18 protein-coding genes are annotated in these 23950 nt (G+C 43.0%); 10 read left to right on the top strand and 8 right to left on the bottom strand.

Annotated features, from left to right (window positions below; all coding sequences use genetic code 11):
• Position 1 precedes the first annotated feature (1 nt).
• From BacF7301_RS15110 to mfd, 3 genes are all read right to left on the bottom strand, one after another.
• Positions 2–298, bottom strand: coding sequence for a type II toxin-antitoxin system RelE/ParE family toxin (locus tag BacF7301_RS15110; protein ID WP_167964035.1), 297 nt, complete (start codon positions 296–298; stop codon positions 2–4).
• Entirely contained in the window at positions 286–498 is a 213-nt protein-coding gene (locus BacF7301_RS15105) for a hypothetical protein (RefSeq protein ID WP_167964033.1), read from the bottom strand. Before BacF7301_RS15105 ends, BacF7301_RS15110 begins: the two co-directional genes overlap by 13 nt.
• 93 nt (positions 499–591) lie before the next feature.
• The gene (mfd, locus tag BacF7301_RS15100) at positions 592–3972 is read right to left on the bottom strand and encodes a transcription-repair coupling factor (RefSeq protein ID WP_167964031.1); all 3381 of its coding nucleotides are present in this window, start codon (positions 3970–3972) and stop codon (positions 592–594) included.
• Positions 3973–4359: 387 nt separating this feature from the next.
• On the opposite strand from mfd, the gene BacF7301_RS15095 reads away from it, so the two are divergent.
• The 6 genes from BacF7301_RS15095 to BacF7301_RS15070 all read left to right on the top strand — a co-directional run bounded on the left by BacF7301_RS15095 (position 4360) and on the right by BacF7301_RS15070 (position 9820).
• Positions 4360–5103 (top strand): polyprenol monophosphomannose synthase, encoded by a 744-nt coding sequence (locus BacF7301_RS15095; RefSeq protein ID WP_167964029.1) that lies wholly within the window; start codon positions 4360–4362, stop codon positions 5101–5103.
• Positions 5100–6440, top strand: a complete 1341-nt coding sequence (locus BacF7301_RS15090) for a dihydroorotase (protein WP_167964027.1) — start codon at positions 5100–5102, stop codon at positions 6438–6440. The genes BacF7301_RS15095 and BacF7301_RS15090 overlap by 4 nt, the downstream gene beginning before the upstream one ends.
• A 113-nt stretch (positions 6441–6553) precedes the next feature.
• Positions 6554–7456, top strand: coding sequence for a vitamin B12 dependent-methionine synthase activation domain-containing protein (locus BacF7301_RS15085; RefSeq protein ID WP_167964025.1), 903 nt, complete (start codon positions 6554–6556; stop codon positions 7454–7456).
• A gap of 67 nt (positions 7457–7523) precedes the next feature.
• Positions 7524–8036, top strand: coding sequence for an RNA polymerase sigma factor (locus tag BacF7301_RS15080; protein WP_022139515.1), 513 nt, complete (start codon positions 7524–7526; stop codon positions 8034–8036).
• A 5-nt stretch (positions 8037–8041) separates the two neighbouring features.
• Positions 8042–8617: a hypothetical protein gene (locus BacF7301_RS15075; protein ID WP_167964023.1), complete on the top strand. Its 576-nt coding sequence runs from the start codon at positions 8042–8044 to the stop codon at positions 8615–8617.
• 36 nt (positions 8618–8653) lie between these two features.
• On the top strand, positions 8654–9820 hold the full coding sequence (locus BacF7301_RS15070; protein WP_167964021.1) for a metallophosphoesterase: 1167 nt from the start codon (positions 8654–8656) through the stop codon (positions 9818–9820).
• On the opposite strand, the gene BacF7301_RS15065 is transcribed toward BacF7301_RS15070, so the two are convergent.
• On the bottom strand, positions 9804–12671 hold the full coding sequence (locus tag BacF7301_RS15065; RefSeq protein ID WP_167964019.1) for an AAA family ATPase: 2868 nt from the start codon (positions 12669–12671) through the stop codon (positions 9804–9806). The two genes, BacF7301_RS15070 and BacF7301_RS15065, sit on opposite strands and share 17 nt — an antisense overlap.
• A complete protein-coding gene (locus BacF7301_RS15060; RefSeq protein WP_167964017.1) occupies positions 12668–13921 on the bottom strand; it encodes an exonuclease SbcCD subunit D in 1254 nt (417 codons plus the stop codon). Before BacF7301_RS15060 ends, BacF7301_RS15065 begins: the two co-directional genes overlap by 4 nt.
• Before the next feature lie 120 nt (positions 13922–14041).
• On the opposite strand from BacF7301_RS15060, the gene BacF7301_RS15055 reads away from it, so the two are divergent.
• Positions 14042–14800 carry a lysophospholipid acyltransferase family protein gene (locus BacF7301_RS15055; protein WP_167964015.1) on the top strand — a complete coding sequence of 253 codons (759 nt, stop codon included), beginning with the start codon at positions 14042–14044 and terminating at the stop codon, positions 14798–14800.
• Positions 14801–14882: 82 nt separating this feature from the next.
• On the opposite strand, the gene BacF7301_RS15050 is transcribed toward BacF7301_RS15055, so the two are convergent.
• The 3 genes from BacF7301_RS15050 to BacF7301_RS15040 form a co-directional block, all read right to left on the bottom strand.
• Positions 14883–15359, bottom strand: a complete 477-nt coding sequence (locus tag BacF7301_RS15050; RefSeq protein WP_167964013.1) for a polysaccharide deacetylase — start codon at positions 15357–15359, stop codon at positions 14883–14885.
• 164 nt (positions 15360–15523) lie between these two features.
• On the bottom strand, positions 15524–17275 hold the full coding sequence (locus BacF7301_RS15045) for a tetratricopeptide repeat protein (protein WP_167964011.1): 1752 nt from the start codon (positions 17273–17275) through the stop codon (positions 15524–15526).
• A 42-nt stretch (positions 17276–17317) separates the two neighbouring features.
• Positions 17318–18052, bottom strand: a complete 735-nt coding sequence (locus BacF7301_RS15040; RefSeq protein WP_167964009.1) for a DUF4369 domain-containing protein — start codon at positions 18050–18052, stop codon at positions 17318–17320.
• A 158-nt stretch (positions 18053–18210) separates the two neighbouring features.
• Between BacF7301_RS15040 and BacF7301_RS15035 the strand changes: the two genes are divergently transcribed.
• From BacF7301_RS15035 to BacF7301_RS15025, 3 genes are read left to right on the top strand one after another with little or no spacing between them, the layout of a single operon-like run.
• Positions 18211–19452, top strand: coding sequence for an anaerobic sulfatase-maturation protein (locus tag BacF7301_RS15035; RefSeq protein WP_167964007.1), 1242 nt, complete (start codon positions 18211–18213; stop codon positions 19450–19452).
• 52 nt (positions 19453–19504) lie between these two features.
• Positions 19505–21664 (top strand): S46 family peptidase, encoded by a 2160-nt coding sequence (locus tag BacF7301_RS15030; protein WP_167964006.1) that lies wholly within the window; start codon positions 19505–19507, stop codon positions 21662–21664.
• The gene (locus BacF7301_RS15025; protein WP_167964004.1) at positions 21665–23824 is read left to right on the top strand and encodes a S46 family peptidase; all 2160 of its coding nucleotides are present in this window, start codon (positions 21665–21667) and stop codon (positions 23822–23824) included.
• The last annotated feature ends 126 nt before the right edge of the window (positions 23825–23950 follow it).

The following is a 23950-nucleotide window of genomic DNA, read 5'->3' as shown; positions in this document are numbered from 1 at the left end:
CTTAAAAAGGCGCTTTACCAGGGTCTTGGCGGGTATCAAAGACAGCTTCCACTAAAATATATTCGTCAAGTACCCTATAATATACCCTAAAATAATCACAATGAAAAACACGTACATTAGGCACAGAGGTAGCTTTGTACATATATGGATATTTGGCAACTAACTTTAGAACATCGTTTATCATTCTATAGATAGAACGACTATATTGCGAATTTCCGTTTCTAACACGGTAGAAAGTCAAAATCTGTTGCAAAATAATTGTAGCAGTTTCTGTCCATACAATCTTTAATCCAACCATTGTTTCACCTGCTTATTTACTTCTTCCTGAGTATACAACCTACCCTCTTCATAATCCTTTTCCGAACGCATTATAATTTCCCGTTCGTATTCTGTAGGAACATAAAGATTCGTATCGGAAGTTGCACTTTGATAAGCAGCCACCGGTTCATTGACCTGTTCCGGCTTTTTATTTTCCAGTGATTTATATTTAGCAGCCATATTTGTGACACCTTATTATTATGAGTTCAAAGATAGACAGACTTATGCAATAAAACAAACTTATTATTTTTTAATTTCATCAGAGAACAGAAACTATCCGACTCCTTCTTTTACCGGCAATGCCACAATCTCCTGCAACACACTGACTGCTGTCTCTACATTCAATACATCCTTAATCAACATACTCCGTCTTCCATTCTGTTCCCTCAAATCACAACGACGGGTATATTTCATCATATAGTCTATCACCTTACCAAAAGCCTGGCTCTGATAGAACGGACTATCCGGATTGGATATAAAGAACAGGGTCATGCGCCCACCTTTCAAGAATATTTTTTCCGCCCCCAAACGTGCTGCCAAGCGGCGGAGAGGAACGATACGCAGCAACTCTTGTGTTTCCGGTGGAACAGGACCGAAACGGTCTTCCAGTCGTGAACGAAAGGCATCTACATCCTTATCTAATGTCAATCCATCCAATTCGCGATAGAGCAACATACGTTCGCTACTACCGGTTACGTAATTAGCCGGTAATAAAAGCTCAAGATCGCTTTCCACCTGACATTCGTCAACAAATCCTTCACCACTAATCTGTCCTTCACTCTTGATTTCATCTGCATACAAATCTGCAAATTCGTCGTTCTTCAGTTCATGGACAGCTTCGGAAAGAATTTTCTGATACGTTTCATATCCCAAATCCGCAACGAATCCACTTTGTTCCGCACCGAGCAGATTTCCTGCTCCACGAATATCCAAATCCTGCATGGCAATATGGATTCCGCTTCCAAGGTCACTAAAGTTCTCGATTGCCTGAAGTCGTCGTTTTCCTTCTGCGGTAAGGCTGCTCAATGGCGGAGCCAACAGATAGCAGAAGGCTTTCTTGTTGCTACGTCCTACCCGTCCACGCATTTGGTGAAGATCGCTCAATCCAAAATTTTGTGCTTGATTAATGATGATCGTATTGGCATTCGGAATATCAATACCACTTTCAATGATAGTCGTCGCCAAAAGTACATCATAATCATAGTTGACAAAGTCCAGGATGATTTTCTCCAGTTGTGACGGTTCCATCTGCCCATGACCGATTGCCACACGACAATCCGGAATGTGTCGTTCAATCATCGCTTTTAATTCCGGTAAATTAGCGATTCGGTTATTGACAAAGAAAACCTGACCGTTACGGCTCATTTCAAAATTAATCGCATCCGTGATTACTTCTTCATTGAAGGTGTGCACTTCGGTCTGAATCGGATAACGGTTGGGCGGCGGGGTAGAAATAACACTCAGGTCACGCGCACCCATCAATGAGAATTGAAGTGTACGGGGAATCGGGGTGGCGGTCATTGTCAATGTATCTACATTCACTTTTAGTTGACGCAGCTTCTCCTTTACAGAAACTCCGAATTTCTGTTCCTCATCAACAATCAGCAATCCCAAGTCTTTAAATTGAACATCTTTTCCCAGGATACGGTGAGTACCTATAAGGATACCGATTTCCCCATCTTTCAACCCTTTCAGAACCGCTTTGGATTGTGCAGCCGTACGTGCGCGACTTAGATAATCTACCCGGCAAGGCAATCCTTTCAGACGCTCGCGGAATGTCTGGAAATGCTGGTAGGCAAGCACCGTTGTCGGCACCAGAACAGCTACCTGTTTATTATCGGCTACCGCTTTGAAGGCGGCACGGATAGCCACTTCCGTCTTTCCAAAACCTACGTCCCCGCAAACAAGGCGATCCATCGGTCGATCACTTTCCATGTCCGCCTTTACGTCAACAGTCGCTTTGCTCTGATCCGGCGTATCTTCATAAATGAAGGATGCTTCCAACTCACGCTGCAAGAAGCTATCGGGGCTATAAGAGAAACCTTTCTCCTGCCGACGTTGCGAATACAACTTAATCAAATCACGGGCAATATCCTTTATCTTGCTCTTTGTACGTTCTTTCAGTTTCTCCCATGCACCCGTACCCAACTTATTAAGTCGCGGAGCTTCACCTTCCTTTCCTTTATATTTAGAAACCTTATGCAGGGAATGAATAGAAACAAATACAACATCTTCATTCTGAAAGACCAGCTTCAGAACTTCCTGCGTAGTATCTCCATTCGGAATACGTACCAAGCCGGAAAAACGACCGATACCATGATCCGTATGTACGACATAATCGCCCGGAGTAAACTGGTTCAATTCTTTCAAAGAAAGAGCCACTTTTCCCGAACGGGCTTTATCGCTTTTTAGATTATATTTATGGAAACGGTCGAACAACTGATGGTCTGTAAAGATACAGAGCCGTAAAGTGTTATCTACAAATCCTTCGTGAATGGTACGTTCAACAGGTGTGAATTGTATCTTATCGCCACGGTCTTCAAAAATAGCCCTGATACGATCCGTCTGTTTCATACTGTCACTACAGATATAAAGCGAATATCCTTTTTCCTGATAATCCTTGAAAGAACCGGCTACCAAATCGAAATTCTTATGAAAGATAGGCTGGACGGAAGTGCTGAAAGTCACACTGGCATTCGGCGTACCAGTCGGCTTGTTACCAAATTCCAAACGGCGGAAATCAAGCGCACGTACCGTAAATTCACTGCCGTCTATCAACTTCCCTTCCAACGTAATACCGCCATTTTCTTCGGCTTCCTGAACGGCTATCGCCTGCGGTGTCAACGCATCGTCATGCACCACTTGAATCCGCTCGCGCAACCAAAGAAAATCACGCATCGCCAAAGTCGTATCTTTCGGAATAAAATCAAGGAAAGAAGTAGTCACATCACCTGTCACAGCCAAATCGGGCACGATAGATACTCCATCCTTCTTCTCACGGGATAATTGGGTTTCAACTTCAAAGGTACGGACACTTTCTACCTCATCACCAAAGAAGTCGATACGATAGGGATATTCCGAAGCAAAAGAAAAAACATCTATAATGCTACCACGAACGGCATATTGTCCCGGTTCATAGACATAATCCACATATTCAAAACCGTAGCTATGCAGAATGTCCGTTATAAAAATGGTATCTACCTTCTCGCCTACGTTCAGTTTCAACGTTTTATTGCTCAGTTCCTTGCGGGACACGACTTTCTCCGCCAACGCATCCGGATAGGTAACGATACACAGCCCCTTCTCCCCTTTCTGCAAACGGCTCAATACTTCCGTACGCAAAATCTCATTGGCCGCATCTTTTTGCCCATACTTGATGGAACGACGAAAAGAAGAGGGGAAGAAAAGTACCGTCTCCGTACCCAATATCTGTGTCAGGTCGTGATAGAAATATCCGGCTTCCTCAAGATCACCTAAAATAAAAACAAACGGGCAACCACCCTCTTGCACCAATACAGAAGAAAAAAGGGAAGCAGCAGATGCGCACAGTCCACCACAAAAGATAGTTTGAACAGAAGTGTCCTTCAACAAGCGCTTCATTACTGCCGTATTGGGGTGGGCAGCATATTGTTGTTGCAACTCAGTTATTGTCATACCTATTAAGAATTTCACCGCAAAAGTACAAAAAAAGCGGAACAAGACCTTAAATAAGTCGGAAAAGAAGAGTTCACAAGTAACATAGAGGCGAAGCGTATAACCACTCCACAGTTTGCATTAAAAGAAAACATAACCGAGATGAGCATCTCGTACATCCCCAGATGAGCATCTCGTACATTCCCAGATGAGCATCTTGTACATCCCCGGATGAGCATCCCGGATACCACTCGTTTTAAGACTTCTGCACAATCATTTATAAGTAACAGTTCGTTCTTTACCAACACCGGCTAGTTACAGAGCCTTAATCTTCACGTTAAATATTCCTTAGTTCATCCGTAACTAAAGGAAAAGAGCTACTTTTGTTTCTAAATTTATAGAAACTATATGCAAACATCGGATAGCATCGTAATTATCCCCACCTATAATGAACGGGAGAACATAGAAAATATCATCCGTGCCGTTTTCGGACTTCCCAAAGTATTCCATATTCTGGTAATAGAAGACGGATCGCCGGACGGAACGGCAACTATCGTAAAGACCTTGCAACAAGAATTTCCCGAACGTCTTTTCATGATCGAACGTAAAGGAAAACTGGGACTGGGCACTGCCTACATTACCGGTTTCAAATGGGCACTGGAACACGCATACGAATATATCTTCGAAATGGATGCCGATTTCAGCCATAACCCGAACGATTTACCCCGTTTATATCAGGCTTGCTCGGAACAGGGTGGAGATGTATCTATCGGCTCCCGCTACGTCAGCGGAGTGAACGTAGTGAACTGGCCGATGGGACGGGTACTGATGTCCTATTTCGCATCCAAATATGTGAGATTTATCACAGGCATTCCCGTACACGATACAACCGCCGGATTTGTTTGTTACCGCCGCCAGGTATTGGAAACGATTGATTTAGACCATATTCGTTTTAAAGGATACGCTTTTCAGATTGAAATGAAATTCACCGCTTATAAATGCGGCTTCAAAATCATCGAAGTTCCCGTTATCTTCATCAATCGCGAACTGGGTACTTCCAAGATGAACAGCAGTATCTTCGGAGAAGCCATATTCGGTGTGATTAAATTAAAAGTAAATAGTTGGTTCCATAAATTCCCACAAAAGAAATGAAACGTACACTGATTCAAAATGCCGTTATTGTCAACGAAGGAAGAAAAGTACTGGGTTCGGTTGTAATCGAAGACGAAAAAATCGCCGAAATATTGGCAGGCGAAGAAAAAGCAACTGCGCCTTGTGACGAAATCATAGATGCAACCGGATGTTACCTTTTGCCGGGTGCCATCGACGAACATGTACATTTCCGTGATCCGGGACTGACTCATAAGGCAGATATTACCACAGAAAGCCATGCCGCGGCAGCCGGTGGCATCACTTCCATCATGGATATGCCGAATACCAATCCGCAAACCACCACTTTGGAAGCCCTGGACGAGAAATTTGCTCTACTGGGCGAAAAGTCGTCAGTCAACTACTCCTGCTATTTCGGAGCAACCAATAATAACTATACCCAGTTTACAAAGTTAGACAAACACCGTGTCTGTGGTGTGAAGTTGTTTATGGGGTCAAGTACCGGCAATATGCTGGTAGACCGCATGGCCAGCCTGCGCAATATCTTCGGCGGAACGGATCTGCTTATCGCCGCCCATTGCGAAGATCAGGGAATCATCAAAGAAAATACGGATAAATATAAAAAAGAATACGGAGACGATGTACCTCTGGCTCTCCATCCTGTGATCCGCTCAGAAGAGGCCTGCTACCGCTCTTCCGAACTGGCAGTGAAACTGGCACGTGAAACCAACGCGCGTCTGCATATCATGCATATCTCCACCGCTAAAGAATTGAGTTTGTTCTCCAACGCTCCTTTGGCACAAAAGAGAATCACAGCAGAAGCCTGCGACTCCCACTTGCTTTTTACCGAAGAAGATTATCAGACGCTAGGGGCACGTATCAAATGTAACCCTGCCATCAAGACAGCCGAAGACCGGAAAGCATTGCAGGAAGCAGTCAATAGCGGTCTTATTGACGCTATTGCAACAGATCATGCTCCGCACTTGCTAAGTGAGAAAGAGGGAGGAGCACTGAAAGCCATGTCCGGTATGCCGATGATTCAATTCTCATTAGTCAGTATGCTTGAACTGGTTGACAAAGGAGCGTTTACCATTGAAAAAATAGTAGAAAAGATGGCTCACGCACCTGCGCAAATGTACGAAATACAAAATCGCGGATTCATTCGTAAAGGTTATCAAGCAGACCTTGTTTTGGTACGCCCTGACAATAAGTGGACAGTAACAACCGGCTGTATTTTAAGCAAATGTAAATGGAGCCCGCTGGAAGGGTATACTTTCAACTGGAAAGTGGAGAAAACATTTGCAAACGGACATCTGTTATACAACAACGGAGAGATAGACGAAACTTATCGCGGACAAGAGTTGTTCTTTGAACGATAAATAAGATTTTTCAGGCACGGATTACGCAGATTACGCTGTCGTTCTATGTAATCCATTTTCTAAAAACCGTGAAATCCGTGTAATCCGCGCCTAAATATTTAATTATATGGCTTATGATTCTACCTTATAAAATACATAACGTCACCCCATACATCAACTGGATTTACTTCTTTCATGCATGGGGTTTCCAACCACGTTTTGCGGCTATTGCCAACATTCATGGATGCGATGCCTGCCGTGCCATGTGGCTGGCCAGCTTCCCCGAAGAAGAGCGTAGCAAAGCCGCCGAAGCCATGCAATTATTCAAAGAGGCCAACCGGATGCTGGATTCGCTCGACCGTGACTATGAAGTAAAGACAATCTTCAAACTCTGCAAGGCAAATTCCGATGGAGATAACCTGTTGATTGAGAAGGAGGAAGGACAGTTCATTACCTTCCCTTTACTTCGTCAGCAAACGCCTAAAAAGGACGGTAGTCCCTTTGTCTGTTTAAGCGACTTTATCCGTCCGCTGTCTTCCGGCATCCCGGATACTATCGGTGCTTTTGCTTCTTCTATTGACGCAGATATGGAAGGACTGTATGAACAGGATCCATATAAACATTTACTCGTCCAAACCCTCTCCGACCGACTTGCGGAAGCAGCTACGGAGAAGATGCATGAATATGTACGAAAAGAAGCATGGGGATATGCCAAGAATGAAAATTTAGGTATGGCAGATTTGCTGGTTGAGAAATATCAGGGAATCCGCCCGGCAGTCGGTTATCCTTCTTTGCCGGATCAATCCGTCAACTTCCTGCTAGACGACCTCTTAGATATGAAACAGATAGGTATTTCGCTGACTGAAAACGGAGCAATGTATCCTCACGCATCCGTTTGCGGACTGATGTTCGCGCATCCGGCAGCCGAATATTTCTCTGTTGGCAAGATTGGTGAAGACCAACTCGAAGATTATGCCCGTCGCCGGGGAAAGAACGTAGAAGAAATCCGTAAATTCCTGGCAGCCAATTTACAATAGCTTCCATTTACTGTGATTTTTCTCCTTTTCTCACGACTAACTAACCAAAAAAGCAATTATAAACTCCATGAGAGAACGAGCAACAGAGGCAAATAACCCCATTGAGCAAGAGTTCTTGTCGGTCATCCGTGAATATGAACGGGTTATCTACAAAGTATGCTATCTGTATGCCAATCCGAACGCTCCTCTCAACGATCTCTATCAGGATGTGATACTGAATATTTGGAAAGCTTTTCCCAAATTCAGAAAAGAATGTAAGATTTCCACATGGATTTACCGTATTGCCCTCAACACCTGTATCAGTTTTTATCGTAAAGAGAAAAATGTACCGGAAATCGTCAGCCTTACCCATGAGATTGACTGGACAAGCGAAGCACACGACCCGATCAATGAAATGCTGAAACAGCTCTATCGGATGATTAACCAACTGGGACAACTCGACAAGTCAATCATCCTGCTTTATCTCGAAGATAAAAGTTATGAGGAAATCGCAGAAATCACGGGGTTGACGGTAACGAACGTGGCGACCAAGCTAAGTCGTATCAAAGACAAACTTAAAAGAATGAAAAAGGAGGAATAAGATATATGGAACTGGAAGAACTGAAAAAATCCTGGAATGCCCTCGATGAGCACTTGAAAGACAAGGAGCTTATCAAGGAAGAAGAGCTTTCGAAGCTGATAGGACATGCTGACAAAGGTATCCATGCCATTGCCAACCTGAATATCAAGCTGATCCTGATTTCTCTGCCGGTATTAATATTGTTTTTAGCGGAAGTATTGTTACACAACCGTTTGAATCCAATCTATATCATCATCCTTCTTGCCTGGATTCCGGCACTTTGCTGGGACATCGTCACCACCCGTTTTCTCCAACGGACTCAAATAGACGAAATGCCGCTTGTGGAAGTGATTGGCCGCGTCAACCGTATCCATCGGTGGACTATCAGAGAACGGTTGTTTGCCATTATCTTTCTTCTGATACTGGCTGTACTTTCATTTATTTACTGGCAAGTATGGCAATATGGAATAAGTATGATGCTCTTTTTCTTTCTGTTATGGGGTGGCGGACTTGGCTTGATCCTATGGATTTACCGCAAGAAATTCCTTAACCGTATTCACGAAATCAAAAAGAACCTGAGCGAATTAAATGAATTGATATAAAAATAGAGACTCTAAATATATTAACTCCGAATCAGCATGTTACAACGTTTATTTATATTCCTGCTATTGTTTCTGATCCTACCGGATATATATCTGTATCTTCGTTTTATCGTCCGGCTCACAGCAAAGCGATGGTTGCGAATCCTCTATTGGATACCGAGTGTCCTTATCCTTGCGGGACTGGTGTATCTGGTATTTTTTGCCAATAATCCTTTCTCCGAAAGCCATACGAGGGATATCGGATGGTTTTCTGTCTTCTTCTTCCTGTTTGCAGCTCCCAAACTGCTATTGGCTGTCTGCACTGTCATTGGGATTCCTTTTCATAAATGGCTCCGGGTGCCACGTACTCCGTTTATCTGTACAGGATTGACATTAGCTGTCATCTGTATTATTATGATTCTCTACGGTTCTTTCATCGGACGAAGCCGGTTTGAGGTCAAAGAAGTCACCTACTCCTCTCCCCGGCTTCCCCAAGCTTTTGACGGATACCGCATTGTACAGCTTTCAGACTTACATATCGGTAGTTGGATAGGAAATGCACCTGATATCGAGAAAATGGTAAACCTGGTAAACGCTCAACAGCCCGATCTTATTGTCTTCACCGGAGACTTGGTAAATCACCGTGCGAAGGAATTGGACGGTTTTCAGGAAATACTAGCCCGGTTGAAAGCTAAAGACGGGGTTTACTCCATCTTGGGAAATCACGATTACGGTCCTTATTTCCGTTGGAAAAGCAAGCAGGAGCAAGACGATAATCTGATTGATTTAGAGCAAAGGCAGGTAGCTATGGGATGGAAACTGCTGAATAACTCACATTCCATTCTGATTCAGGGAAATGACAGTATTGCCCTTATCGGAGTAGAAAATGAAGGTGAACCGCCCTTCTCCCAACATGGCGATCTCGCCGGGGCAAAAGCCGGCACTGACGGTATGTTCCAAATACTGTTGAGCCACAATCCTACGCACTGGCGGCGGGAAGTGTTACCCAAATCGGACGTAGATTTAATGTTGGCAGGACATACTCACGCCATGCAGCTTCAATTCGGTAACTACTCTCCTTCTGTATATGTCTATCCCGAATGGGGTGGAATGTACTTGGAAGGTACACGTGGCTTATATGTCAATGTTGGAATCGGTTATGTAGGATTACCTTTCCGCTTCGGTGCATGGCCGGAAATAACGGTGCTCACCCTACGACGGTGAGCACACTTTTTCCATTCACTTTCTTATGTACCTGTACCTGAACGGAAATCCGTTCACTCATTTCCTGCACATGAGAAATAACTCCGATTTTTCTTCCTTGCATTTGCAGTTGTTCCAACGCTTCCATAGCTGTTCGCAGACTTTCCGCATCCAAAGAGCCGAATCCTTCATCAATGAAAAGGGATTCCACTTTCAGATTATTGCTGGATAAGGACGACAATCCCAATGCCAATGCTAAAGAGATCAGGAAGGATTCTCCCCCGGAAAGGGAATATACAGTCCGCACCTCATCACACATATCACAGTCGATGACCTGAAGTGCCAATGTGCCGGGAACTTGCTGTAATTTATAGCGTTTGGAGAGATAGGACAAATGCTTGTTGGCATGAAGCAACAGTAAATTCAAAGTATAACTTTGCGCGATAACTTTGAATTTCGCTCCGTCCGCACTTCCAATCAGCTTGTTCAGCTTCGCCCAGCGTTCCGCTACAGCTTGTTTCTCAGCCAGTTCTTTGGCTATTTTTTCTACTGTTTCCTTATTCTTTATCTGTTGCAATAATCGGGCTTCAATAGTAGAAAAGGTTCGTTCCGTATTCAGATTTTCTTCCTGTTGCTTCTTGATTATTTCAGGAAGTTGTTCGGGGAATTCAATCTGTTTTTGTTGTTCCCGCAATTCTCCAATAGCTAAAGTTATCTGCTTTATTTCTCCTTGTAACCCGGAAAGACGATTCTGTGCTGTCTCTACTTCTCTACGTGCTTGTTCCAAAGCAAGATTCAGCTCTTTTTCCCTTCTCGCTACGGCAGCTTCCGCTTCGTCCGCACTCTTGCCCTTCAATAAGACCGAACGTTCCTGACGTAGTGTGTTCAATGCTTTCTCCATCACTTCAAATCGTTTCTGTTCGGCTGCGACTGCGTTTTGCAAAATAGTCAGTTGTTCTTTGTCAGACGATACTTTCTGCATTGCCAAACGGCATTGGGAGACATTTTCTCGCAGAGCCTCACAATAGGCACGCATTTTCTTAATCTCTTCATCGCTATGTTGCCATTCCGCATAAAGATTGCGGTACTCTAAAATGAGTTTAGCCAACTCTTCCAGACGATGCTGTATCTGTTCTTCGTCACCAACATCCAAACCTTCTTTCTGCAATGTAGCCAACTGCTCACGTACCTGTTCTTCAATCGTTTTCTGATGTGTCAAATCACGTTGCAGGGCAATACTACGGTTATTGTTCTGTTGACAAGCAGCTACCGCTGTATTATATTCCTGCTCTATATTCCGAAAAAGAGTATCTATTACCTCGTGTTCCTGATGATAAGGATGCGATGTGCTACCGCAAACCGGACAGGCTTCGCCTTCTTGCAACTGCCGGCGCAAAGCCTTCACATCTTTTCCTACCGCCATACGGGCATTTTCATAAAGCCGTTGGACTGTTTTCAGTGCAGTATCCTGTTCTGCCAGTTGCTTTAAACAATCGGCCGTTTCTTTCTCTAATCTTTCGATTTCCGTCTTGGCTTTCGTTTGCGTTTCAGTTAACTGCCGAATGGTCTGTTGCCGCGTCTGTTCTTTCTGCAACTTCACTTGTTCTTCAGCCAATGACGGATAGCCAAAAGAATTCAATCGTTCCAACCGTTCTTCGTTCGCCTTTACTCCGGCATTTAACACATCTTCTTCCTGCCGCAAGATTGTCTCCACCTGTTCAAGTTGCAAAGTTTCTTCTACTCCTGCATGATTCAACAAGCGATTCAAAGAACGATAAGATAATTGCAAGTGCTCCGTAGCTGTCCGCATCTTTTTTTCCTGTTCTGTCACCTGCCCGCAGGCTGTCTGTAAAATCTGTTGTGACTGTATATATCCGCCTTGCTGTGACTGTATTTGTACGTCCAACTGGCGCGCCTTTTTCAAATCCGGCTGTATGGCTTCCCATTGAGTTTTAAAATGCGCTAGTCCTTCCTCTTGTGAAGCAAGCCTTTCCAAGGACACTTTCAGTTTCGCCTGCTCACCCTGTTCTTCTTCCTGTTTCTTCTTCCGAAGTTCTTCCTGCATCTTTAATGAGCGGACAACATTCAATTGTGTATTCTGCTCCGCCAGTAATTTTATTCCCGCCGCACGTTTTTCAATCAATGATTCTTTTTCTTGGTGTAAAGCCGACAGTTCATCTTCCGGTATCAGTTCAATCACACTCATTCTATTATGAATCAGAGCCACTTCCTCTTGTGCTGCTTTGTTCCGGATAAAAATTTCCTGTGAAATCTGCGAATAAACACTCGTTCCCGTCAGCTTTTCAAGTAATTCCGCTTTTGCCGCTCCTTTCGATTTCAGGAAAGTAGCAAAATCATTCTGCGCCAACAATATCGTACGGGTAAACTGCTCATACGTCAAACCGATCAAATCGACCAATTGAGCCAACAGTTCTTTTTTAGTACCTTGAAATTCTTTTTCCGTATCCAGTTCTTTCACTTCCAACGCCTGTGGTTGCAAAGAGCCGCTCACCTTATTTCTTGTTCGTCTTACCGACCAATGGGAACGATAGCGATGTCCGTCTATTCCTAAAAAATCGACTTCCGCATAACCGTCGCTCGTTCCGCGACGCAACAGGTTTCTGACATCGGACTGGTTAATCTGATTATCTCCCACATCCGCCAGATTTACACTTTCCACCGAAGTGGCAAAACGGGGCGCTTTATCATATAATGCCAGACATAGTGCATCTAGTAAAGTAGATTTACCCGCTCCCGTAGGTCCCGAAATGGCGAAAATTCCTGCTGAATGTAAAGGCTCGGAAGTAAAATCCACTTCAACCGTTCCTTCTATCGAAGTCAAATTCTTCAATCGTATCGCTAATATTTTCATCCTTCTTCCTCCTCTTCTTTACGGGTAGCAGCCAGGTAGGCTTCCTGAAATAGTTCTGTTAGTTCTTCAGGCATTTCCGCTTGATAAATCTTCTCAAAGGTAGATTGCGCAATTTGCAAAGGGGACATCTCTTGTAATCCCCTTTTCCAATCCGTTTCCTCTTTTTCCACCCTTCCCGCATCATTGTGATACGTGGAAACAATGCGTGCCAACCGATAGTTTTTATCTGCCAGAGCTTCCTCTATCGCCTGCCGAAGCATAGGCTCCGGTTCTTCCAACAGCACCTTCACTTCCAGATAAGGAGCCATTTCCTCTGCCACCGGTAAATCTTTCAAAGCATCCAGTACAACTTCCGGTAATGCAGGTTCTCCATTCGGTACACTCACCAAAGGGACTAACTTCGGGCATTCAATCCGTTCTATATCTACCGCACAACCACCGTCAAAAGTTACCATCACCACTCCATGATGATAATGTTTCTCTGCAAAAGACATCGGAATAGGACTCCCCGCATAGCGTACATTCTCGCGTCCGGATACTCGCTGGGCCTTATGAATATGTCCCAAGGCAGTGTAGGCTATCTGTTCTGAAAAAGCATCCGGCGATACACACTCCAAACCGCCAATGACCGTACGTTCACTGTAATCTTTCTCTGCAATCTCCGATCCGGTAGCCTGCAAATGACCGATGGCAAGAATCGACTGGTTGGCTTTCCTTCGCTTCCATAATCTTTGCAGGAGTTGCGTATAAAGTTCACGAACTCCTTCCGCATACTGATTACCTTCCGTTTGTAGAGACGGGTAATCCCCCTGACGCAAGAAAGGAACTGCCATGCAAAGCAGCTCTACTTCTCCCTGGCGATTCTTCAGTTCCACACATAAATGGTCATAATCTATCTCTCCACCTTCCCGTTTGCGCACCACTCCTCTGACCTCTGTCCGCATAGCCTGCAATAAAGGCAGAGGAGCCTCCAGACGTGCCGCCGAATCATGGTTGCCGGCAACAATCACAATCTGCAAGTTCGGATTCTCTGCCGTTACCCGGTAAATAAATTGATAATACATGCTTTGGGACGCAGCCGAAGGATTGGAGACATCAAAAACGTCCCCGGCTATAATCAATGCATCAATCTCTTTCTGACGAATTTCTTCTGACAGCCAATTCAAAAACACCTCATGTTCTACGGCACGATCATAGCCGAAGAAGGTTTGTCCAAGGTGCCAGTCGGCAGTATGTAATATACGTATCATATTTTTGTAACTATCTCTAATAACAAGAGACAAAAATAACACAATCGAAAAGATAATATAGCATCTGCATCTCTTTTTTACCAATAATCATGTATATTTGCAGGATAATAATCCAACCCTATGAAGATACTGTATTATATTTATCAGATTTGCATCGCTTTGCCTATTTTATTAGTGTTGACTATCCTTACGGCACTCGTCACTATTGCAGGTTCCCTTTTGGGTGGAGCCCACTTCTGGGGATATCATCCGGGGAAGATATGGTCACAATTAATTTGTCTTTTCCTGTTGATTCCCGTAAAGATTCGCGGGCGTGAAAAGTTACATAATAAAACTTCTTATATTTTCGTACCTAACCATCAGGGTTCATTCGATATTTTCCTAATCTATGGCTTTATCGGAAGAAACTTCAAGTGGATGATGAAAAAGAGCCTGCGTAAATTGCCATTCGTCGGAAAAGCTTGTGAGAGTGCAGGACATATCTTTGTTGACCGTTCCGGTCCGAAGAAAGTACTGGAGACTATCCGACAAGCAAAAGACTCTCTGAAAGACGGGGTTTCTTTAGTGGTTTTTCCGGAAGGGGCACGTACATTCACAGGACATATGGGATATTTCAAGAAAGGAGCTTTCCAGTTGGCCGATGATTTACAACTGGCAGTGGTGCCTGTCACCATCGACGGTTCATTTGAAATTCTACCACGTACAGGGAAGTGGATACATCGTCATCGTATGATTCTGACAATTCACGACCCTATTCCACCCAAAGGAAAAGGCATGGATAATATCAAAGCTACTATGGCAGAGGCTTATGCTGCGGTTGAAAGCGCACTTCCCGAAAAGTACAAGGGTATGGTGAAAAACGAAGATCAAGACCGGTGATACGGATACTAAATGTGGGGATACTCACGCACCCCCACATTCCTAACCAGTTTTTATGCATTAAATTATTAAAACTAGAAATTTAGATATTTTGATATGTGATAATTTGGTTAGACATCATTTGTAATTCCTGAAAAGTCAGCCTGAAAGCCTTCTTTATATCTTTCTCAAGACTTTCCAACGAGAAATATTCATCTTTCATACCATTTATCCTACCTCTAAAACGGTTATTATATTGACTACGGAATGTATCAGGGGTAACCAGTCCACCCAGTCCGTAATCTCCTACTACAATCACTGGTTTCCGGCGTGCCACCCCTTCATACGCTGTAATCCCCGAACCGATAATCAGATCCGCCTCTTCAATCAGTTTACCTGTTTCACTTCCAGAAGATATATAAATTGTTTGATATTCCGGGTTTTCACTCAATAAAACTTCCACTCTTATTTTTATACGGGGATTAGCAATCCCGACAACAATGCAGGCTTTCTGTTCCGCAAACTGCAAATTACTCTCCTTATAAGAAGAAGTAACGGATAACTCATTAAAATTTTTCATATAGCTATTTGGTTTTTGTCTGTCCAAAAGTACGGCATATTTCGAAAAACGCCAAAAAAGTTACCCGGACAAATTTAGCATACAGAACAAAACTTAAATAACTAATAATCAACAAAGTATAAATACTATTTAAAAATAGAACCGGACAATTCATTTTTTATTTATCAAAATCCACCCAAATAAACAGCCAAATCATCTTGTGAAGAAATACCTAAACGCCCTTTTAACCTCCCCTTTGCTTTAGTTACAGAGTCGGAAGAAGTTTGGAAAATACGTGCCAGCTCTTCATTATTCAGTCCGAACTTGAGGTAGCAACAGATTTCAAGATCACGTTTAGTCAAGGAAGGAGTTTTTTCAAGTAAACGGGTTACATAATTACAGTAGAGCAAATCGAACAAGCTTAATAATTTATAACGCTCTCCATCCGACAATTTACCTCTCAGCGTACCCTCTCTTATAGCGAGCAATAAACGAAAAGCTGATATATATTGCTCGGAAGAAACTCCTACTGTCAATTCTCCCCCTAATTCCTTGAGCAGTCCCGATAATGTCTTATTCTGCATGCTCAAAAGAATGATTTTGCCATTCAGTTCACCAACTTTCAGTCGGGTTTCTTCGAGCATCCTGTTCTCTTCCAACATTTGCTTCTTTGATTTCTGAATTTCATCTATTTCCTGCTGATAACATTTTATTTGTTCCTCATTTTCTTTGATTTGCGATTCTATTTCGATAATTTTATTCTTATGTTCCCGATTCTTGCAATAATAATAGCACATACAAGAGGCTACCGCCAAAAAAGCAACGACACTCCACAGAGTGAAGCTCGTATACTGTATCTTCATCCGCAAGTTATCATTCTGAAGTTTCTCTTTCTCATATTGCTTCTGCAATTGAGTAATCAATTCGCCGGAGTTTACCGCTTCCATTGCATTCGTTATGGAATCTGCCTTCTCATGATAGACAATGGCTTCTTCAAAATTATCTATGTCTTTTTCCAGAAAATATAAATAGGTATAAGCATCAATCCGCGTATATGCATGGGTAGAGTTCATGCTCATCTTTAGATAGTTCCTGGCATCCTGCACTCTCCCCATCTGCATATACAGATAGCCTAAAGACAGACATTCCATATACTTCTTTTCTTCATCGCTTTCTTTCTGATAAGCGGAAAGAAAATAAGGTTCGGCAGCATTCAAATCTCCCATTGAACGGTATAATATCCCCAGTTCATGCAAAATTGAAATTTCAAAAGGATATTTCTTTAACTCAGTAAGTTCTAAAGCGTAGTTATAATAGTAGTGGCTACTGTCCCATTGGTTCTCAAACAAAAAGGAACGCGCCATATGGAGACTGGCCCGTACGATTCCCATAGAGTCTTTCAATTGCCGATGTATGGCAAATGCTCCCCGGAAATCAGCCAAAGCCTCGGCATGCTTCTTCTGCTTCCGGCTTATTTTTCCTGTTTCTTCGGCAATCAAGGCCAGTATCTTATAGTTTCGGACACTTTTAAAATATTCTTTTGCAGCAAGGAAATATCCTAAGGCTTCTTCTGCTTTATCCGATTCCAGCAACACCCGTCCATAGTAGAACTGGGCTTTTGCACACATGTCAGGCTCTCTCTTATCCACTGAGTAGTAATTCAAAGCCAGTGCAATCAATGAATCCGAACTAAACTTCATATAGTTCTTATCCATGGCCTGCGTCATCAAGAGTGCATAGTCGGCTCCCGCTTTACCACGCAACTCATCCGGATTTGGAATTGAATTTAATATATACAAGGCTGTGTCCGGGCAGATGTCCATATACTCTTCCACTTTAGAAAAAGTCCCACCGAGGACATCCGAATCCTTATGACACGAAATTGATAAGACAGAAATAAAAAAGAAAGCGGCATATACCGAAATAGTCGTTTTCATTTTACTTGAGTTTTGCACAAAAATACGCAAAAAACTCAAAGTTTACTTATTTGTCGGAGTATTTTGTTCTAAACGTTGATGTTCTTCTATCAATTTCATATTCTCTTTCGCTTTGGAAAGGAATTCACGCACGAGCTTGTTGCTCTTGAAAGAATAAGGAGCATCTTTTATTATATCATCTATTTGAGGAGTCATAACAGGATATGGCAAGGAGCTGCAAAGCATCATAAATACACTTGGGCCCAGCACATTCTCATAATTGGTCGAGATGAAAGTTTTTACATACTGGTTCATTTCTTTCATCAGTGAATCGCCCTCCACCATCAGTTGTGAATGGATTTCTTCCAGGTCACCGCCATCCATCACCATGCGGGTTTCTTTCTGCTCCAACTCACCAATGCTTTCTTCCAGCTTATTTCTTTTGTCGATGAACTCATACAATGCCGCATTCAAGGGCGTACCCACTGCTTTCAGGTCGGTATTGCTGATAGTTACCGTAATCTTGCCATTTTCCAGCACAATCGGCATGATGCTTTCATTATCCATGTAGAGTGTTACCATCTGCACGGAATCTATTTTCCCTTTCATGGAGAATCCCCCATGCACCACTTCGGCGGAATCCAGTTTTATCCATTCGCCGTCATTCAGGGATTTAAGATACAACATTTTTCCATCCAGACTGTTTACTGAAGATGTTCCTTCAATCTTGTACTTGCTGGTGCAAGAAGCCAGAAACGGAAGCATAAGCAAAAAAGGCAAAATTTTATTCACGTTCATCTATTCATTAAAATTCTGTGTGCAAAGGTACAACTGATTCAGAATTCAAGGAAACATTTTATCAATATTTAAATCTTGTAAGTCTCTTTTCTTTAATAATCCTTATAAACATACGTATAAGGGACTTTTTTTCATTTAGTTTATCTAATTTTGTAGTCATGAAAACATCAACTTATGCCCCTTTTGCCAAACCGCTTTATGTGATGGTAAAGCCAGTAGGTGCCGTATGCAATCTTGCATGCGATTATTGCTACTATCTGGAGAAGGCAAATCTATACAAAGACAATCCGAAACACGTAATGAGCGATGAACTTCTTGAAAAGTTTATCGACGAGTATATCAACTCACAGACCATGCCACAGGTGCTTTTCACCTGGCACGGTGGAGAAACGCTGATGCGCCCGCTCTCTTTCTACAAAAGGGCAATGGAACTGCAAAAGAAGTATGCCCGTGGACGTACGATTGACAACTGTATCCAAACCAACGGAACAATGCTCACCGATGAATGGTGCGAGTTTTTCCATGATAACAACTGGTTGGTAGGTGTCTCTATCGACGGACCGCAGGAGTTCCATGATGAGTATCGCAAAAACAAGATGGGAAAACCCTCTTTCGTGAAAGTGATGCAGGGCATCAATCTACTGAAAAAGCATGAAGTAGAATGGAATGCAATGGCCGTTATCAATGACTTCAATGCCGACTATCCATTGGATTTTTACAATTTCTTCAAAGAGATAGGCTGTCACTATATTCAGTTTACCCCTATCGTAGAGCGTATCCTTCCACATCAGGACGGACGGCACCTAGCCTCTCTTGCAGAAAACAAGGAAGGAACATTGGCTGACTTCTCAATCACTCCGGAGCAGTGGGGTAAATTCCTCTGTACCCTTTTCGACGAATGGGTAAAAGAAGATGTAGGCAACTACTATATACAGATATTCGACTCTACCCTCGCCAACTGGATGGGCGAACAACCCGGTATATGTACGATGGCAAAAACCTGCGGACATGCCGGTGTGATGGAATTTAACGGAGATGTTTATTCCTGTGACCATTTTGTGTTCCCCGAATATAAATTGGGAAATATCTACAACCAAACGCTCGTGGAAATGATGCACAGCGAACACCAGCATAACTTCGGAAACATGAAATATCAGTCTCTCCCTGCTCAATGCAAGGAATGTGAATTCCTCTTTGCCTGCAACGGGGAGTGTCCGAAGAATCGTTTCAGGCAAACATCAGAAGGCGAACCCGGCTTGAATTACTTATGCAAAGGATACTATCAGTTCTTCAAGCATGTAGCTCCATACATGGACTTCATGAAAAACGAACTGATGAACCAACGTCCACCGGCAAACATCATGGAAGCGCTGAAGAACGGAACATTCAAAGCAGAATAATAAGAAACAGAACATATTAACAATCATATATTTAATTTTTATCACTTAATTAATGAATAGACTAAGACTTTATTTATTGGCGCTGACTGCGCTGATCGTATGTTCCGCCAAGGCGGATGAAGGTATGTGGTTATTGCAACTGATGCAGCAGCAACATTCCATAGATATGATGAAGAAACAAGGTTTGAAGTTGGAAGCCCAAGATTTATATAATCCTAACGGTGTCTCTCTAAAGGATGCTGTCGGCATATTCGGTGGAGGATGTACGGGAGAAATCATCTCACCGGAAGGTCTGATCCTGACAAACCATCACTGTGGTTATGCTTCCATCCAACAACACAGTAGCGTTGAGCACGATTACCTGACTGACGGTTTCTGGGCTACTTCCCGAGATAAAGAGCTCCCTACTCCGGGATTGAAATTCACCTTTATCGAACGCATTGAAGATATTACCGATATTGTCAACGCAAAAATTGCTGCTAAAGAAATCACCGAATCTGAATCATTCACTGGTGCGTTCCTTCAGAAACTGGCAGAAGAACTTTACTCTAAAAGTGATCTGAAAGACAAAAAGGGAATTGTGCCGCAAGCACTTCCGTTCTATGCCGGAAATAAATTCTACATGTTTTATAAAAAAATATATCCGGACGTACGTATGGTTGCCGCACCACCTTCTTCTATCGGTAAGTTTGGCGGCGAAACGGATAACTGGATGTGGCCGCGTCACACAGGTGACTTCTCCATATTCCGTATCTATGCAGACGCTAACGGTGAACCGGCAGAATACAGTGCCGACAATACTCCTCTGAAAACCAAGAAACATTTGTCTATCTCCATCAAAGGTCTGAAAGAAGGAGATTATGCAATGATTATGGGATTCCCCGGAAGTACAAGCCGTTATCTGACTGTATCGGAAGTGAAAGAACGTATGGAATCTGAAAACGAACCGCGTATCCGCATCCGGGGTGCCCGCCTGGCTGTTCTGAAAGAAGTAATGAATGCCAGCGACAAAATCCGTATCCAGTATGCCAACAAGTATGCCGGTTCCAGCAACTACTGGAAGAACTCCATCGGAATGAACAAAGCGATTATTGATAATGACGTGTTGGGTACAAAAACTGCACAGGAAGCTAAATTCGCAGAATTTGCCAAAGAAAAGAACAATGCCGAATATGCGGAAGTAGTAAAGAAGATAGATGACCTGGTAGCTAAAACCGCTCCTCTCAACTATCAATTCACTTGTCTAAGAGAGACATTCTTCGGCGCTATCGAATTTGGTAGTACCCTGCTATCAAAAACACGGGAAGCACTGGTTGAAAAGAATGACTCTTTAATCAACGCACGCATAGAAGCTCTGAAAGAAACCTATGACGGTATCCATAATAAGGACTACGATCACGAAGTAGACCGTAAGGTAGCCAAAGCTCTGTTTCCGCTTTATGCAGAAATGATTCCGGCTGACCAGCGTCCGTCTATCTATAAGGTGATCGAACAGAAATACAAAGGCGACTATGACAAGTTTATCGACGATATGTATGATAACTCCATCTTCGCCAACCGTGAAAACTTTGAGAAGTTCATCAAAAAGCCGACAGTGAAAGCTATCGACAATGACCTGGCTTTACAATACTGTCAATCCAAATATGACTTATTCGAGCAAATTGTTTCACAACTGAAAGATATGGATCAGGAACTTGCCTTACTGCACAAAACGTACATTCGCGGTCTTGGCGATATGAAATTACCCGTTCCTTCTTACCCGGACGCTAACTTTACAATTCGTCTGACTTACGGTAACGTGAAACCTTATGACCCGAAAGACGGCGTACACTACAACTATTACACTACTACCAAAGGTATTCTTGAAAAAGAAAACCCGGAAGATCGCGAATTCGTTGTACCTGCCAAACTGAAAGAACTGATAGAAAAGAAGGATTATGGACGTTATGCTTTGCCGAACGGCGATATGCCGGTTTGCTTCCTGTCTACCAATGACATCACCGGTGGTAACTCCGGCAGCCCGGTATTGAATGAAAACGGAGAACTGATTGGTTGCGCTTTCGACGGCAACTGGGAATCGTTGAGCGGTGATATCAACTTTGACAACAACCTGCAACGCTGCATCAACCTGGATATCCGTTATGTCCTGTTCATCCTTGAGAAACTGGGCAACTGCGGACATCTGATTAACGAAATGACAATCGTAGAATAAATGAGAAAACAAATCCTATTTGTCCTATTTTCACTGGCAGCTTTTAGCATCCACGCCGACGAAGGGATGTGGATGCTGCCTGACCTGAAAACTCAGAATGCAGTTGCCATGCGTGAACTTGGTCTTGAAATTCCTGTCGAAGAGGTATACAACGCAAACGGTCTTTCTCTGAAAGATGCGGTTGTACACTTTGGCGGTGGATGCACGGGAGAAGTTATTTCTTCCGAAGGACTGGTTCTGACGAACCATCATTGCGGTTATGGAGCTATTCAGCAACATAGCAATGTAGAGCATGATTACCTGACTGAAGGCTTTTGGGCTATGAACCGCGAGGCGGAACTTCCTACTCCGGGACTTACCGTCACATATATCGATCGTATTCTCGATGTGACCGATTATGTCACAGAACAACTAAAGAAAGATCCGGATCCGGAAGGAGTTAACTACCTGTCACCAAGCTATCTTAGCAAAGTGGCAGAACGTTTTGCCAAAGCCGAGAATATAGAAATCATCCCCGCCACCAAACTGGAGCTTAAGGCTTTCTATGGTGGAAACAAATACTATATGTTCATCAAAACGGTGTACAGCGATATTCGTATGGTAGGTGCTCCTCCTTCTTCTATCGGTAAGTTTGGAGCAGATACGGATAACTGGATGTGGCCGCGTCACACGGGGGATTTCTCTCTTTTCCGCATTTACGCGGATAAAGATGGGAAACCGGCAGCCTATTCTAAAGACAACATTCCTTTGAAAGTAAAGAAACATCTGACTATCAGCCTCGCCGGAGTACAGGAAGGTGATTTCACCTTTGTCATGGGATTCCCCGGACGCAACTGGAGATACATGATTTCCGATGAAGTGGAAGAACGCATGCAGACTACCAACTTTATGCGTCAGCATGTACGTGGAGCCCGTCAAAAGGTACTTATGGAACAAATGCTGAAAGATCCCGCCGTACGTATTCATTATGCCAGCAAATATGCATCATCTGCCAACTATTGGAAAAATGCTATCGGCATGAACGAAGGTCTGATACGTCTCAACGTACTAGATACCAAACGTGCACAACAAGAAGAACTTTTGGCACGTGGCCGTGAAAAGGGAGATGATTCTTATCAGAAAGCTTTCGATGAAATCCGTTCTATCGTAGCTCACCGTCGTGATGCTCTCTATCATCAGCAGGCTATTAATGAAGCATTGGTAACTGCTCTCGATTTTATGCGTATTCCTTCTACAATGGAAATAGTTGCTGCCTTGAAATCTAAAGATAAAGAGAAGATAAAAGAAGCAAAGCTAAACCTGAAAAAAGAAGCTGATAAATATTTTGCCAATGTTCCTTTCCCGGAAGTGGAGAAAAAGGTCGGCAAAGAGATGCTGAAAACTTATGCCAAATATATTCCGGCAGAACAGCGGATTAATATCTTTGAGATTATCAATTCCCGTTTTAAAGGCAATATCGACGCATTCGTTGATGAGTGCTTCGAACATTCCATCTTCGGCAATCCCCAAAATTTTGAAAAGTTTATCAAAAAACCGAGCTTGTATAAAATAGGATACGACTGGATGGTATTATTCAAATATTCCATTACTGACGGAATATTGAAAACGGCTATCGCCATGAAAGAAGCAAATCAGAACTACGATGCTGCTCACAAAGTATGGGTGAAAGGTATGATGGATATGAGACAGGAAAAAAGTATTCCTATTTATCCGGATGCAAATTCGACTTTACGGTTGACATACGGGCAGGTACTTTCTTATGAACCGTTCGACGGTGCTATTTATGATGCCCATACCACTCTTAAAGGAGTAATGGAGAAAGAAGATCAGGGAAACTGGGAATTTGTTGTGCCTCAAAAACTGAAAGAGTTATACGCAGCCAAAGACTATGGACGCTATGGCAAAAACGGTGAAATGCCTGTCTGCTTTATTGTAAACACTGATAATACAGGCGGGAACTCCGGCAGCCCGGTTTTCAACGGTAAAGGTCAGTTGGTAGGAACTGCTTTCGACCGTAACTTTGAAGGCTTGACGGGCGACATTGCTTTCCGCCCTTCATCACAGCGTGCCGCTTGTGTCGATATTCGCTATACACTCTTTATCATAGATAAATTTGCGGGAGCTTCCCATATCATTGATGAATTGACTATTGCGGAATAATTAGAAATATCATTCATAAAGAAGAAATGGATAATGAAGCTGATATGTTTTATATCATCATTCATTATCCATTTTTCCAGTCCTCCATTAATCAGACAAAGTCTTTCATGATTATTATATCATAAA

The organism is Bacteroides faecium (assembly GCF_012113595.1).
GTDB classification, from domain to species: domain Bacteria; phylum Bacteroidota; class Bacteroidia; order Bacteroidales; family Bacteroidaceae; genus Bacteroides; species Bacteroides faecium.
This window is presented reverse-complemented; position numbering and strand designations above follow the sequence as displayed.

Coding starts and splice junctions, on each gene's coding strand:
- BacF7301_RS15110 (WP_167964035.1), bottom strand. CDS start 298: ATGGTTGGATTAAAGATTGTATGGACAGAAACTGCTACAATTATTTTG.
- BacF7301_RS15105 (WP_167964033.1), bottom strand. CDS start 498: ATGGCTGCTAAATATAAATCACTGGAAAATAAAAAGCCGGAACAGGTC.
- mfd (WP_167964031.1), bottom strand. CDS start 3,972: ATGACAATAACTGAGTTGCAACAACAATATGCTGCCCACCCCAATACG.
- BacF7301_RS15095 (WP_167964029.1), top strand. CDS start 4,360: ATGCAAACATCGGATAGCATCGTAATTATCCCCACCTATAATGAACGG.
- BacF7301_RS15090 (WP_167964027.1), top strand. CDS start 5,100: ATGAAACGTACACTGATTCAAAATGCCGTTATTGTCAACGAAGGAAGA.
- BacF7301_RS15085 (WP_167964025.1), top strand. CDS start 6,554: ATGATTCTACCTTATAAAATACATAACGTCACCCCATACATCAACTGG.
- BacF7301_RS15080 (WP_022139515.1), top strand. CDS start 7,524: ATGAGAGAACGAGCAACAGAGGCAAATAACCCCATTGAGCAAGAGTTC.
- BacF7301_RS15075 (WP_167964023.1), top strand. CDS start 8,042: ATGGAACTGGAAGAACTGAAAAAATCCTGGAATGCCCTCGATGAGCAC.
- BacF7301_RS15070 (WP_167964021.1), top strand. CDS start 8,654: ATGTTACAACGTTTATTTATATTCCTGCTATTGTTTCTGATCCTACCG.
- BacF7301_RS15065 (WP_167964019.1), bottom strand. CDS start 12,671: ATGAAAATATTAGCGATACGATTGAAGAATTTGACTTCGATAGAAGGA.
- BacF7301_RS15060 (WP_167964017.1), bottom strand. CDS start 13,921: ATGATACGTATATTACATACTGCCGACTGGCACCTTGGACAAACCTTC.
- BacF7301_RS15055 (WP_167964015.1), top strand. CDS start 14,042: ATGAAGATACTGTATTATATTTATCAGATTTGCATCGCTTTGCCTATT.
- BacF7301_RS15050 (WP_167964013.1), bottom strand. CDS start 15,359: ATGAAAAATTTTAATGAGTTATCCGTTACTTCTTCTTATAAGGAGAGT.
- BacF7301_RS15045 (WP_167964011.1), bottom strand. CDS start 17,275: ATGAAAACGACTATTTCGGTATATGCCGCTTTCTTTTTTATTTCTGTC.
- BacF7301_RS15040 (WP_167964009.1), bottom strand. CDS start 18,052: ATGAACGTGAATAAAATTTTGCCTTTTTTGCTTATGCTTCCGTTTCTG.
- BacF7301_RS15035 (WP_167964007.1), top strand. CDS start 18,211: ATGAAAACATCAACTTATGCCCCTTTTGCCAAACCGCTTTATGTGATG.
- BacF7301_RS15030 (WP_167964006.1), top strand. CDS start 19,505: ATGAATAGACTAAGACTTTATTTATTGGCGCTGACTGCGCTGATCGTA.
- BacF7301_RS15025 (WP_167964004.1), top strand. CDS start 21,665: ATGAGAAAACAAATCCTATTTGTCCTATTTTCACTGGCAGCTTTTAGC.